Below are 13,284 nucleotides of genomic sequence, written 5' to 3'. Positions count from 1 at the left end.
TCACATGACCCAATCGAGGTATTCCCCATGATGAAAGGTGGCATGGCCGGCCTGATGAAGCAGGCCCAGCAGATGCAGGAAAAGATGCAGAAAATGCAGGAAGAGCTGGCCAACGCAGAAGTCACCGGCCAGTCCGGCGGTGGTCTGGTCAGCGTGGTGATGACCGGCCGCCACGACGTCAAGCGCGTGAGCATCGACCAGAGCCTGATGTCGACCGAAGAAGACGACAAGGAAGTGCTCGAAGACCTGATCGCTGCAGCCCTGAACGATGCCGTGCGCAAGATCGAACAGAGCAGCCAGGAAAAGATGGGCGGCATGACCGCTGGCATGCAACTGCCGCCAGGCTTCAAGATGCCGTTCTGAGCATTTGCGTGCCGACGAACCGTCGCTGGTAACAGCGGCGGTTTTTTTATGGCCGCCGTGCCGATTTGACGCCACTCCCCATGGTGGGTATAAACCGCCTCTTAATGACTTGTCAGGCGTTTCCCATGAGCTTCAGTCCTCTCATCCGCCAGCTGATCGACGGCTTGCGCATTCTGCCCGGCGTTGGCCAGAAAACGGCACAGCGCATGGCCCTGCAATTGCTGGAGCGTGACCGCAGCGGGGGGCTGCGGCTCGCCCAGGCGCTGACCCAGGCCATGGAAGGGGTAGGACATTGCCGTCAATGCCGCACCCTGACCGAACAGGACCTCTGCCCCCAGTGTGCCGACCCACGGCGTGACGACACGCAACTGTGCGTGGTCGAAGGCCCGACGGATGTCTATGCCGTCGAGCAGGCTGGCTATCGCGGGCGTTATTTCGTGCTCAAGGGGCATCTGTCGCCGCTCGACGGACTGGGCCCGGAGGCGATCGGCATTCCCCAGTTGATGGCGCGCATCCAGGAGCAGGGCACCTTCACCGAAGTCATTCTTGCCACCAACCCCACGGTGGAAGGTGAAGCCACGGCGCACTACATTGCCCAGTTGCTGGCTGAAAAGGGTCTGGTCGCCTCGCGTATCGCCCATGGCGTGCCCTTGGGCGGCGAGCTGGAGCTGGTGGACGGCGGCACGCTGGCCCATGCCTTTGCAGGGCGTCGTCCTATTTCGCTCTGAGGCAGCGATCGGGTTCGACTGGCAGTGCCGTGACATAGGGGTTCCAGCGGCGAAGTTGATCCTGAACCCCATCGCCGCCCATCCGTCCCCCCTCAGCGCTCGCTGAGGGAAAACTCGGTCAGGCAGAAGGTCGGTACGCCCGCCGCCTGCAAGCGGCGCGAGCCGTCCAGTTCGGGGAGGTCGATGATGGCTGCCGCCTCGAACACCTGCGCACCCGTACGGCGCACCAGGTTGGCGGCGGCCAGGAGCGTACCGCCGGTGGCGATCAGGTCGTCGAAGATCAGTACCGAGTCGCCCTCGCACAGGCTGTCGGCGTGCACTTCTAGGAAGGCTTCGCCGTACTCGGTCTGGTACCCCTCGCTGAGCACGTCAGCGGGCAGCTTGCCTTGCTTGCGGAACAGGATCAGGGGTTTGTTCAGCTGGTGGGCGATGATCGAACCGATCAGAAAACCACGCGCGTCCATGGCGCCGATGTGGCTGAACTCGGCCTCGACATAGCGCTCGATGAACTGATCGGCTACATAGCGCAGCCCGCGCGGCGACTGGAACAGTGGGGTGATATCGCGGAAGATCACGCCCGGCTTGGGGAAGTCCACTACCGGACGGATCAGGGCTTTGAGGTCGAAGGCGTCGCTGTGCATTGTTGCAGGTATCCTGGGAAAACGAATGGCCCAGTATACCTGCTAATGCAGCCCTCAGGCCTCCATTGCCCCACCGGCCAGCGCGCAAAGCTGGATCGGGTCGAGGATATGCACTTCCTTGCCTTCGGCGCGCAGCAGGCCATTGTGCTGGAAGCGGGTGAACACGCGCGACACGGTTTCCACCGCCAGACCCAGGTAGTTGCCCATCTCGTTGCGCGACATGCTCAGGCGGAACTGGTTGGCCGAATAACCACGGGCGCGAAAGCGCGCCGACAGGTTGACCAGGAACGTCGCGATGCGCTCATCGGCGGTCTTCTTCGACAGCAGCAGCATCATCTGCTGATCGTCGCGAATTTCGCGGCTCATCACGCGCATCAGCTGGCGACGCAGCTGCGGCAACTGCACCGACAGCTCATCCAGGCGCTCGAACGGAATCTCGCAAACGGATGTGGTTTCCTGGGCCTGGGCCGACACCGGGTACGCCTCGGTGTCCATGCCGGACAGGCCCACCAGCTCGCTGGGCAGGTGGAAGCCGGTGATCTGCTCTTCGCCGCTGTCGCTCAGGCTGAACGTTTTCAGGGCGCCGGAGCGTACGGCATAGACCGAGCCAAAATTATCCCCCTGGCGGAACAGGAACTCGCCTTTCTTGAGAGGGCGACCTCGCTTGACGATTTCGTCCAGTGCGTCCATGTCTTCCAGGTTGAGTGAAAGGGGCAGGCACAGGGGGGCCAGGCTGCAATCCTTGCAATGGGCCTGGCTGTGTGGGCGCAGTTTGACTGGCTCGGACATTTGACTCGATCCTTGTGGGAAAGCACACATAAGTCGTAAGGGTAACCCACGACATAGGGTGTAGGCCAGTGGCCGCGACCAGCAGGATGACCTGTCAGACCCGCCAGCGCATTGCCCGATCGCCTGTGTGCCAAGGGCCACATGGCCGGAGCGTGGTGAGTGCGGCCAAATGTCTCGCTCAGATCACACGGGAGAACCGTTGGCGATTGTGCATGGCCAGGTAGGCATCGAAGACCATGCACACCGCGCGGGCCAGCAGTCGCCCAGCCGGCAGGATCCGAATGCCCTTGTCGTCCAGGCGAATCAGGCCGTCGCGCTGCAAGGTCAGAAGCTCCGGCCACAGGTCGTTGAAATAGCCACGAAAATCGACGGCGAATGCTTGTTCGATCGGCTCGAAGTCCAGCTCGAAGTGGCAGATCAGCTGCTGGATGACCGCCCGGCGCAGGCGGTCGTCGGGGGTGCACAGCAGGCCACGCTGGGTGGCGAGCTGGGCGTTGGACAGGCTGTCCTGGTAGGTGGCCAGGTCGCTGCTGTTCTGGCAGTACAAATCGCCGATCTGGCTGATCGCCGACACGCCCAGGCCGATCAGGTCGCAGTGCCCATGGGTGGTGTAGCCCTGGAAGTTACGCTGGAGCGTGCCTTCCTCCTGGGCGACGGCCAGTTCGTCATCGGGCAGGGCGAAGTGGTCCATGCCGATGTAGCGGTAGCCGGCAGCGGTCAGTTGCTCGATGGTGGCGTGCAGCATGTCCAGCTTGGCCGCTGCGCTGGGCAGCTCCCCGGCTTCGATGCGCCGTTGCGGCATGAACCGTTCAGGCAGGTGGGCGTAGTTGAAGACCGACAGGCGATCGGGCTGCAGGCGGATCACTTCCTCAACGGTGCGGGCGAACCCTTCGGGCGTCTGGCGCGGCAGTCCGTAGATCAGGTCCAGGTTCACCGAGCGGAACTGCAGGGTGCGAGCCGCCTCGATCAAGGTCCGCGTCTGCTCCAGGCTCTGCAGGCGGTTGACGGCGCGTTGCACGGCCGGGTCCAGGTCCTGCACGCCGAGGCTGACGCGATTGAAGCCCAGCTCACGCAGCAGGCCCATGGTCGACCAGTCCGCCTCGCGCGGGTCGATTTCGATGCCATAGTCGCCGGAATCGTCATCGAGCAGGCTGAAGTGCTGGCGCAGCGTGGCCATCAGTTGACGCAGCTCTACGTGGCTCAGGAAGGTTGGGGTGCCGCCGCCAAAGTGCAGCTGCTCCACACGTTGCCTGCTGTCCATGTGGCAAGCCACCAGCTGGATTTCCTGTTCCAGGCGTTGCAGGTAGGGGGCAGCGCGTGCCCGGTCCTTGGTGATGACCTTGTTGCATGCGCAGTAGTAGCAGATGTTGGCGCAGAACGGCACATGCACGTACAGCGACAACGGGCGCACGGCCCGCCGGCTTTCGCGCAGGGCGTGCAGCAGGTCGAACGAGCCCACTTCGCTGTGCAGTTGCACGGCGGTTGGGTAGGAGGTGTAGCGTGGGCCGGCCAGATCGTAGCGGCGGATCAGGTCGGTGTCCCAACGTAGGTCGTCGAGCATGAGGGCGGTCCCCGGAAAGAGCAGCAATGTTCCGGAGTCTAGGGATGTCTGTAGGAATCTGTGTTGATTTGTATCAAGCGCTAAACGGCCTGAGGGCGCTGCGTCTAGCTCAGGCGATGCGCGGTCGTCACGGCTGGTTAGTGGCCATAAGCCATGTGCTGCGCCACCTGGCGCTTCAGTGGCCCATCAGCCAGTATTGATGAGGCCCGGGCAGTGTCCACAGGCCGAATAGCACCACGAGCATGCCACCGGCCACCCGCACGCTGCGTCGTCTCAACACCCTGTTTACCCGCCCGGCCGCCAACCCTGTGACCAGCAGCACGGGCCAGGTCCCCAGCCCGAATGCCGCCATCAGGGCTGCGCTGTGCAAGGCGTTCCCCTGGCTCGCAGCCCACAACAAGGTGCTGTACACCAACCCGCACGGCAGCCACCCCCAAAAGGCACCCAGCAGCAATGCACGAGGCAGGCTAGAAACCGGAAGCAGGCGCGACGCCACCGGCTGGATGTGCCGCCACAGCCCGCGACCCATGGCCTCGATGCGGGTCAGTCCGCTCCACCAACCGGCCAGGTACAGGCCCATGGCGATCAGCAGCAAGGCGGCCATGGTGCGCAAAACCAGCACTGCAGGGCTGTTGGCCACCGCCCAGCCCGCCACACCGAGCATCAGGCCCGCGACGGTATAGCTGAGCACACGCCCGACGTTGTAAGCCACCAGCAGCCGCAGGCGACGGCCGCGCTGGGCTGGGGGAATGGCCAGGGTCAGGGCGCCCATCAGGCCGCCGCACATGCCCAGGCAGTGACCCCCTCCGAGCAGGCCGAGAACCAGCGCCGAGCCCAGCAAGGGCAGCAGGTCAGCCACGCGTCGGGGGCTCGGGATGGGAATCAGGCGTTTGGTCGGGCGTGACGGCGGCCTGGTGACGGGGATCCTGATCGTCGAAGAGGATGCTGTGAGCGGGGCTTTCGAGGTCGTCGTACTGACCGCTGTCCACCGCCCAGAAGAAGATGTAGACGGCCACGCCGACCAGCAGCAGCGCTGCGGGGATCATCACATAGAGGGCGGGCATGGCAGGTTCCTCGCAGGGGTAGGTGCTGACGCGGCCAGGGCAGGCGCAGCAGCAGGCATACGGGTCAGGCGTAGGGCATTGAGCACCACCACCAGTGAACTGACCGACATGCCGACCGCTGCCCACACCGGGGTGATCCAGCCAAGGGCCGCGAACGGCAGCATGAGGCCATTGTACAGGCTGGCCCACAGCAGGTTCTCGATGATGATGCGCCGAGTGCGCCGCGCCAGCGAGACCGTCTGCACCAGCGCCTGGAGCCGGTTGGAAAGCAGCACCGCGTCGGCGCAGGTCTTGGCCAGGTCAGTGGCACTGCCCATGGCGATGCTGATGTCTGCCGCTGCCAGCACCGGCACGTCATTGACCCCGTCCCCCAGCATCAGCACCTTGTGCCCGGCCTGTTGCAGGGCCTTGAGCCGCGCCAGTTTGTCATCGGGCCTGAGGCCGCCAGCGGCCTCGTCGATGCCCAGTTGCGCGGCCACCTCGCCGACCATCGGCGAGCTGTCTCCGGACAACAGCACCGTACGCCAGCCAAAGGCCTTGCAGGCGGCGAGCAGGGCAGGGGCGTCTTCGCGCAGGCGATCGTCCAGCCCGAACCAGGCCAGCGGGCCGCGGCGGTCGCCCAGCAGCAGCCACTGCCCCCGTGGCTCGGGTATCGCCGGCGGCGGTGTGCCGCTCAAAGCGCAGACGAAGCTCGCCTGGCCTATGCGCAGGCGTTGGCCTTCAACCTCGCCCTCAAGGCCCAGACCGGGCACGGCCAGCACAGCATCGGCCGGCGTGGCCACTTGGCCGAAGGCCCGTGCGATGGGATGCTCGGAGCGGTGTTCCAGGGCTGCGGCCCAGGCCAGGCAGGTGTCGGCCGTCGCACGGCCCAGCGGCCTGATGCTGCGCAAGGTCAGGCGCCCCTCGGTCAACGTGCCAGTCTTGTCGAAAATCACCGTGTCGATCTGGTTCAGGCCCTCCAGCACATGACCGCGTGTGACCAGCAGGCCCAGCTTGTGCAACGTGCCTGTCGCCGCCGTCAGCGCGGTCGGGGTGGCCAGCGACAGCGCGCAGGGGCAGGTCGCGACCAGCATGGCCAGCACGATCCAGAACGCCCGCTGCGGCTCCACTTGCCACCACCACACGCCAATCGCGACGGCCGCCAGCAGTGAACACAACAGGAACACCTGGGAGGCGCGGTCGGCGATCTGGGCCAGGCGCGGCTTTTCGGTCTGGGCGCGTTCCAGCAAGCGCACGATGGCGGACAACCGCGAATCCTGGCCCAGGGCTTGCACCTGCACATGCAGGGCACTTTCCACGTTCAGCGTGCCACCTGTGACCTGATCACCCACCTGGCGAGGTTGAGGCAGGTATTCGCCGGTCAGCAGCGATTCATCGACACTCGAGCGCCCTTGCACGATGCGCCCGTCAGCCGGGATCACCGACCCTGGCAACACCTGCACGCTGTCCCCGCAGCGCAGTTCACTGAGCAGGATGCGCTCGCTGCGGCCCTGGGCGTCGACACGCAGGCAGGATGCCGGCAACAGGTTGACCAGCTGCGCCGTCGCGGCGGCCGTGCGTTCGCGGGCGCGCCGTTCCAGGTAGCGTCCGGTCAGGAGAAACAGGGCGAACATGCCGACCGTGTCGAAATACAGCTCGCCGCTGCCGGTCACCGCTGTCCAGATCCCGGCACCGAACGCCAGGGCAATGGCCAGCGAGACGGACAGGTCCATGGTCAGGTGGCGGGTGCGCAGATCACGCGCCGCGCCCTTGAAAAAGGGCGCGCAGCTGTAGAAAACGATGGGAATGGTGAGGAACAAGGCCACCCAGCGCAGGATGGTGTGCAGCTCGGCGGACAGGTCCATGTTGAATTCCGGCCACGTGGCCATGGTTGCCATCATCGCCTGGAACCACAGCAACCCGGCCACCCCCAGCCTGCGCAACGCGCTGCGGTTTTCCCGGCTCAATTGCTCGGCCGCCTGGTCCGGCTGATAGGGGTGGGCGGCGTAGCCAATCCGGCGCAGCGCCGCCAGCACCTGCGACAGCGGCAATTGCCGATCGTCCCAGCTCAGCAGCAGCCGATGATTGGACAGGTTCAGGCGCGCTTCGGCCACCCCCGGCAGGTTGCGCAGGTGCTTGTCGATCAGCCAGCCGCAGGCCGCGCAACTGACGCCTTCGACCAACAGCGTGGCTTCGGCCAGCTCGCCCTCGTGCCGCACGAATCGCTGCTGCACATCGCTGCGGTCGTATAGCGCCAACTCGTCTTGCAACTGCCGAGGCAGGGCTTGCGGGTTGGCGCTGTTGTCGCTGCGGTGCTGGTAGTAGTGCTCAAGGCCCCCCGCCACGATCGACTCGGCCACCGCCTGGCAGCCGGGGCAGCAGAAGGCCCGGGGCTGCCCGAGAACCACGGCGGTGAACGCGCGACCGGCGGGGACGGGCAGAGCGCAGTGGTAGCAGGGGCTGGGTTGGGTCATCGCATCATTGCCTTGCACAGGTCGACCGCGAGCACGATCACAGGTGTTGAGCGCCTTGCAGCGCCTCGTCACCCAGCTCTAGGGTCACGCCATGCTCAACCTTCTCTTCTTCGAACAGGCGCCACACCTGATCGCCTTCGCTGCCCAGCAGCTCGACGAAGCGGCGGCCATCGACCTTGTCTTCCAGCTGGCCGACATAGCGCCCCTGTTCGACACGGCTGAGCAGCACCCGGCGGTCCATGGCCGGTTGGGTGGGGGAGATGAGGTTCAGCTCAAGCTTCTGCGGGTCGCTGCTGCCGGTCAGGCGCACGTCTACTTCACCGGTCAGGTCGTCCAGGTGAACGCTGGCCTTGAGCGCCAGTTGCTGGGCCAGCAGCTCCCTGTCCAGGGAGCGGTTGATGCCCTTGCCGGCCTCGTAGTAGTTGTCGTTCACCAGGTTGTCCGGGTTGCGCACGGCGATGCTGACCATGGTCAGGCTAAGGCACACCGAGGTGGTCAGGATGCCGATGATGATCCAGGGCCAGAGGTGCTTGTACCAGGGGCTGGCGGCGGTGGCAGGCATGGTGTTCATCCTTCTTAGCGAATCTGCGGGCCGATGAAACGGCTCTTGGCTTCAACCTGGGCGTCGCTGTCATCGGCGCTCTTGAGGATGAAGGTGATTTCGTTGGTGGTCGAGGGCAGTTTTTCCGGGGCCACCGACAGTTGCACGGGCAGGCTGACGATGTCGCCAGCGGCCACGCGGATTTCCCGTAAGCCATCAAGCATCAAGTCGGGCAGGCCGGTGGCATCGAGCACGTAGACGTGGTCGCGCTGGTCCTTGTTCATGACCTTGAGGCTATACACGTTTTCGATGCGCCCCTGCGCATTCTCCCGGTACAGGACGCGGTCCTTGCTCACATCCAGGCCTACCAGCGAACGGGTGGCAAAGGCGCTGGCCAGGGCGATGATCATGACCAGCAGCACCACGGCATAGCCGATCAGGCGAGGGCGCAGCAGGTGGGTCTTCTGCCCGGACAGGTTGTGCTCGGTGGTATAGCTGATCAGCCCTTTGGGGTAGTGCATCTTGTCCATGATGCTGTCGCAGGCGTCGATGCACGCGGCGCAGCCGATGCACTCGATCTGCAGGCCATCGCGGATGTCGATGCCCGTGGGGCATACCTGCACGCACAGGGTGCAGTCGACGCAATCGCCCAGGCCCTTGGCCTTGTAGTCCACGTCTTTTTTGCGCGGCCCGCGGGTCTCGCCACGGCGCGGGTCGTAGGACACGATCAGCGTGTCCTTGTCGAACATCACGCTCTGGAAGCGCGCATAGGGGCACATGTACACGCACACCTGCTCACGCAGCCAGCCGGCGTTGCCATAGGTGGCCAGGGTGAAGAAACCGACCCAGAAGTAGGCCCAGCCGTCTGCCTGGCCCGTGAAGAACTCGACCACCAGTTCGCGGATGGGGGCGAAATAGCCGACGAAGGTCATGCCGGTGACGAAGCCGATCAGCAGCCACAGGCTGTGCTTGGCGAACTTGCGGGCGAACTTGTTGGCGCTCATGGGCGCTTTGTCCAGCTTCATTCGCTGGTTGCGATCACCTTCGGTGACCTTCTCGCACCACATGTAGATCCACGTCCACACGCTCTGCGGGCAGGTATAGCCGCACCAGACCCGGCCTGCGAACACGGTGATGAAGAACAGGCCGAAGGCCGCCACGATCAGAATGCCCGACAGCAGGATGAAGTCCTGGGGCCAGATGGTTGCGCCGAAAATGTAGAACTTGCGTTCCGGCAGGTTCCACCACACCGCCTGATGCCCGCCCCAGTTCAGCCAGACGGTACCGAAGTACAGCAAGAACAAGACCGCACCACCCACCATGCGCAGGCGTCTGAACAGGCCGGTGAAGGCACGGGTGTAGATTTTTTCGCGCGAGGCGTAGAGGTCAACGGAATCCTTTCCTGTGCTGGCAGGCGGGGTTACATCATGTACCGGAATATGCTTGCTCATCATCATGTCCCACGGCAGTGGAGAAATGCCGCGGCCAGTACATGCCGGCCGCAGTCTCGCGCAATCTGCTAGGCCCTGTGTGAAAAGCCTTGATACTCGGTGATGCTGCGTTGAAAACAGCCTCGGAATGCTCATTTACAACCCGTAAACTCCGCTTCCTCGGCTGTTTTCGCCTTGCCTGACCTTCGTCTCAAGACTCTTCACACAGAGCCTAGCGCTGCGCGGCCATGATACGCCCCTGGCAGACGTTCAGACCGAGGTGCGACCTTTGGCCGCATTGGGTTGATCTTGTGAAACGTGATATGGGAAGTGTCAATTGATCCAGGTCAGGCGGTGACGCATTTGTTGCCCACCTGTTGAACAATCCGGTTGCGCAGAGGGTCAGCGCAACCGGGTCACGAACCCGGTTGCTGAGTTCACGCCTCGCCTGGCTGCCAGCTGCCCATCCAAAATCCCCTCACTCGCTTTTATCGCCTGCCTCTGGCGTGTGCGACAGGCTGTACACGTAAGCGGCCAGCAGATGCACCCGGTCGTTGCCCTGCAACTGCGCCTGCGCCGGCATCTGCCCCTGGCGGCCGTAGCGGATGGTCTGCTGCAACTGGGCAAAGCTCGACCCGTAGATGAACGCCTGCGGGTGCGTCAGGTTCGGTGCGCCCATGGCCGGGGTGCCCTTGCCCTCCGGCCCGTGGCAGGCCACGCAGCTGCTGGCGAAGATCGCCTTGCCCTTGGCTGGGTCGGCATTGATGCCCTCCGGCAGGCGGCGACCGTCCATGTTGGTGAGCACGAAGGCGGCCACATCGGCCACGCCCTGTTCGCCCAGCACCTCGGCCCACGCCGGCATGACCCCGTGGCGCCCGTTCATGATCGAGGCCTTGATGGTTTCCGGCTCGCCGCCCCAGCGCCAGTCATTGTCGGTCAGATTGGGAAAACCATAGGCACCCTTGGCATCGGAGCCGTGGCAGACCGAGCAGTTGGAGGCGAACAGGCGACCGCCCATCTTCAGGGCCTGCGGGTCCTTGGCCACCTCTTCGATGGGCATGGCTGCGAACTTGGCGAAGATCGGCCCGAACCGGGCGTCGGCCTTGGCCATTTCCTTCTCCCATTCGTGCACACCGCTCCAGCCGGCCTGACCGTCCGAGAACTCGGCCTGCTTGTCGTTATCCAGGTACGCATAGCCGGGCAGGATGCCTTTCCAGTTGCCCAGGCCCGGGTACAAGGCCAGGTAGCCCAGGGCGAAGAAGATAGTGCCGACGAACAGCCAGAACCACCACTTGGGCAGCGGGTTGTCGTACTCCTCGATGCCGTCGAACGCATGGCCTACGGTCTCGCTGGTGGTTTCCTCGCGCTGGCCCTTGCGGGTGGACAGCAGCAGCCAGGTCAGGGCGAAGATGGTGCCCAGGGTCAGAACGGTGACGTACACACTCCAGAACGTTGTCATGGTTTCTTGCTCCTGGATGCCTTTTCTTGTGCGTGCTCGACGTGTTGGCGGGCCTGGGGGTCATCGGCAAAGGGGAGTTGGGTCGCTTCGTCGAAATCTTTCTTGCGTCTCGGGCTGAACACCCACAGGGCCAGGCCGATGAAGGCCACCAGCACCACCACGGTGCCCAGGCCGCGAATCATTCCAATATCCATCGCCGTCACCGTTTGCTCTTGATGAGGGTGCCAAGGCCTTGCAGGTACGCCACCAGGGCGTCCATTTCGGTCTTGCCCTTGACCGCATCCCGGGCGCCGGCGATGTCGGCATCGGTGTAGGGCACCCCGAGCGTGCGCAGCACCTGGAGCTTGCGCGCCGTGTCCTTGCCATCGAGGGTGTTTTCCACCAGCCACGGGTAGGCCGGCATCTTCGACTCCGGCACCACGTTGCGCGGGTTGTACAGGTGGGCGCGGTGCCAGTCATCGGAGTAGCGCCCACCGACCCGGGCCAAGTCCGGGCCGGTGCGCTTCGAGCCCCACAGGAACGGGTGGTCCCAGACGCTTTCGCCGGCGACCGAGTAATGGCCGTAGCGCTCGGTTTCTGCCCGGAACGGGCGGATCATCTGTGAATGACAACCCACGCACCCTTCGCGGATGTAGATGTCCCGGCCTTCGAGCTCCAGTGCGGTGCGCGGCTTCATGCCTTCGACCGGCTGGTTGGTCACGTCCTGGAAGAACAAGGGGACGATCTGGGTGAGCCCGCCAATGCTGACGGCGATCACCATGAAGAAGGCCAGCAGGCCGATGTTCTTCTCTACGGCTTCGTGCTTCATCAGTGCGCTCCCACGACAGCGATCTTGGCGGCTTCTTCAGCCTGAATCGGGTTGGCCGCGCGCACGGTGCGCCACACGTTGTAGGCCATCAGCAGCATGCCGCTGGCGAAGAACGCGCCGCCCAGCGCGCGAACGATGTAGCCCGGATGGCTGGCCTGCAGGGCTTCGACGAACGAGTAGGTGAGGGTGCCGTCGTCGTTGATGGCGCGCCACATCAGCCCCTGGGTAATGCCATTGACCCACATCGAGGCGATGTACAACACGGTGCCGATGGTCGCCAGCCAGAAGTGAGCATTGATCAGGCCGATGCTGTGCATCTGCTCACGCCCGTACAGGCGCGGGATCATGTGGTACACGGCGCCGATGGAGATCATCGCGACCCAGCCCAAGGCCCCGGCATGCACATGGCCGATGGTCCAGTCGGTGTAGTGCGACAGCGAGTTCACGGTCTTGATGGCCATCATCGGGCCTTCGAAGGTGGACATGCCGTAGAAGGCCAGTGACACCACCAGAAAGCGCAGGATCGGGTCGGTGCGCAGTTTGTGCCAGGCTCCGGAGAGGGTCATCATGCCGTTGATCATGCCGCCCCAGCTTGGGGCCAGCAGGATGATCGACATCACCATGCCCAGCGACTGCGCCCAGTCCGGCAGGGCGGTGTAGTGCAAGTGGTGCGGGCCTGCCCAGATGTACAGGGTGATCAGCGCCCAGAAATGCACGATGGACAGGCGGTACGAATAGATCGGCCGCTCGGCCTGCTTGGGTACGAAGTAGTACATCATGCCCAGAAAGCCCGTGGTCAGGAAGAAGCCGACGGCATTGTGGCCGTACCACCACTGGATCATGGCATCGGTCGCGCCCGAATAGGCCGAATACGACTTGAACAGGCTGACCGGCAACGAGATGTGGTTGACGATGTGCAGCATCGCGGTGACCACGATGAACGCCCCATAGAACCAGTTGCCGACATAGATGTGCTTGGTCTTGCGCTTGACGATGGTGCCGAAGAACACCGCGCCGTAGGCCACCCAGACAACGGTCAGCAGGATCGCCAGCGGCCATTCCAGTTCGGCGTATTCCTTGGTGGTGGTGTAGCCCATGGGCAGCGTGACCAAGGCCCCGGCGATCACGGCCTGCCAACCCCAGAAGGTGAAGGCCGCCAGGCGATCGGAGATCAGCCTGGCCTGGCAGGTGCGCTGCACCACGTAGTAGCTGGTGCCGAACAATGCACAACCGCCGAAGGCGAAGATCACCAGGTTGGTGTGCAGCGGGCGCAGGCGGCCGAAGCTGGTCCAGGGCAAGTCCAGGTTGAGCTGCGGCCACACGAGCTGCGAGGCGATGAAGACGCCCAGGCCCATGCCGATGATCCCCCACACCACCGTCATGATGGCGAACTGGCGGACGACCTTGTAGTTATAAGCAGTCGAACTGATTGCAGTGCTCATTCTAA

At 64.2% G+C, this 13,284-nt stretch carries 14 protein-coding genes; 2 read left to right on the top strand and 12 right to left on the bottom strand.

Going from position 1 to position 13,284, the window contains the following annotated elements:
• Positions 1-27: 27 nt before the first annotated feature.
• Together ACF8GB_RS02960 and recR are read left to right on the top strand one after the other, a co-directional pair.
• Positions 28-363: a YbaB/EbfC family nucleoid-associated protein gene (locus ACF8GB_RS02960; protein WP_023535908.1), complete on the top strand. Its 336-nt coding sequence runs from the start codon at positions 28-30 to the stop codon at positions 361-363.
• Between the two features lie 125 nt (positions 364-488).
• Positions 489-1,091, top strand: a complete 603-nt coding sequence (gene recR, locus ACF8GB_RS02955) for a recombination mediator RecR (protein ID WP_023535938.1) — start codon at positions 489-491, stop codon at positions 1,089-1,091.
• Between the two features lie 92 nt (positions 1,092-1,183).
• Here the strand turns inward: recR and ACF8GB_RS02950 are convergent, their stop codons facing one another.
• From ACF8GB_RS02950 to ccoN, 12 genes are all read right to left on the bottom strand, one after another.
• Positions 1,184-1,732 carry an adenine phosphoribosyltransferase gene (locus ACF8GB_RS02950; RefSeq protein ID WP_023535921.1) on the bottom strand — a complete coding sequence of 183 codons (549 nt, stop codon included), beginning with the start codon at positions 1,730-1,732 and terminating at the stop codon, positions 1,184-1,186.
• 54 nt (positions 1,733-1,786) lie between these two features.
• Positions 1,787-2,521, bottom strand: coding sequence for a Crp/Fnr family transcriptional regulator FnrA (fnrA, locus tag ACF8GB_RS02945; protein ID WP_058604807.1), 735 nt, complete (start codon positions 2,519-2,521; stop codon positions 1,787-1,789).
• A gap of 178 nt (positions 2,522-2,699) precedes the next feature.
• Positions 2,700-4,082 carry an oxygen-independent coproporphyrinogen III oxidase gene (gene hemN / locus ACF8GB_RS02940; protein WP_058604808.1) on the bottom strand — a complete coding sequence of 461 codons (1,383 nt, stop codon included), beginning with the start codon at positions 4,080-4,082 and terminating at the stop codon, positions 2,700-2,702.
• Positions 4,083-4,257: 175 nt separating this feature from the next.
• Complete coding sequence (locus ACF8GB_RS02935; RefSeq protein ID WP_392474755.1) at positions 4,258-4,941, bottom strand: sulfite exporter TauE/SafE family protein; 684 nt, start codon at positions 4,939-4,941, stop codon at positions 4,258-4,260.
• Positions 4,934-5,146, bottom strand: a complete 213-nt coding sequence (gene ccoS, locus ACF8GB_RS02930) for a cbb3-type cytochrome oxidase assembly protein CcoS (RefSeq protein WP_058604810.1) — start codon at positions 5,144-5,146, stop codon at positions 4,934-4,936. Before ccoS ends, ACF8GB_RS02935 begins: the two co-directional genes overlap by 8 nt.
• Positions 5,128-7,599: a heavy metal translocating P-type ATPase gene (locus tag ACF8GB_RS02925; protein ID WP_196186265.1), complete on the bottom strand. Its 2,472-nt coding sequence runs from the start codon at positions 7,597-7,599 to the stop codon at positions 5,128-5,130. Before ACF8GB_RS02925 ends, ccoS begins: the two co-directional genes overlap by 19 nt.
• 37 nt (positions 7,600-7,636) lie before the next feature.
• Positions 7,637-8,161: a FixH family protein gene (locus ACF8GB_RS02920; protein WP_058604812.1), complete on the bottom strand. Its 525-nt coding sequence runs from the start codon at positions 8,159-8,161 to the stop codon at positions 7,637-7,639.
• A 14-nt stretch (positions 8,162-8,175) separates the two neighbouring features.
• On the bottom strand, positions 8,176-9,591 hold the full coding sequence (gene ccoG, locus ACF8GB_RS02915; protein ID WP_058638576.1) for a cytochrome c oxidase accessory protein CcoG: 1,416 nt from the start codon (positions 9,589-9,591) through the stop codon (positions 8,176-8,178).
• 457 nt (positions 9,592-10,048) lie between these two features.
• Positions 10,049-11,029: a cytochrome-c oxidase, cbb3-type subunit III gene (ccoP, locus tag ACF8GB_RS02910; protein WP_078478851.1), complete on the bottom strand. Its 981-nt coding sequence runs from the start codon at positions 11,027-11,029 to the stop codon at positions 10,049-10,051.
• On the bottom strand, positions 11,026-11,223 hold the full coding sequence (locus tag ACF8GB_RS02905; RefSeq protein WP_058604841.1) for a CcoQ/FixQ family Cbb3-type cytochrome c oxidase assembly chaperone: 198 nt from the start codon (positions 11,221-11,223) through the stop codon (positions 11,026-11,028). The genes ccoP and ACF8GB_RS02905 overlap by 4 nt, the downstream gene beginning before the upstream one ends.
• A 5-nt stretch (positions 11,224-11,228) precedes the next feature.
• Positions 11,229-11,837, bottom strand: coding sequence for a cytochrome-c oxidase, cbb3-type subunit II (gene ccoO / locus ACF8GB_RS02900; RefSeq protein ID WP_023535925.1), 609 nt, complete (start codon positions 11,835-11,837; stop codon positions 11,229-11,231).
• Positions 11,837-13,279 carry a cytochrome-c oxidase, cbb3-type subunit I gene (ccoN, locus tag ACF8GB_RS02895; RefSeq protein WP_078478850.1) on the bottom strand — a complete coding sequence of 481 codons (1,443 nt, stop codon included), beginning with the start codon at positions 13,277-13,279 and terminating at the stop codon, positions 11,837-11,839. The genes ccoO and ccoN overlap by 1 nt, the downstream gene beginning before the upstream one ends.
• Positions 13,280-13,284 lie beyond the last annotated feature (5 nt).

Source organism: Pseudomonas sp. xss_4, from assembly GCF_043104125.1.
GTDB lineage: Bacteria > Pseudomonadota > Gammaproteobacteria > Pseudomonadales > Pseudomonadaceae > Aquipseudomonas > Aquipseudomonas parafulva_B.
The sequence above is the reverse complement of the archived record's forward strand: the minus strand, read 5'-3'. Positions and strand labels throughout refer to the sequence as shown.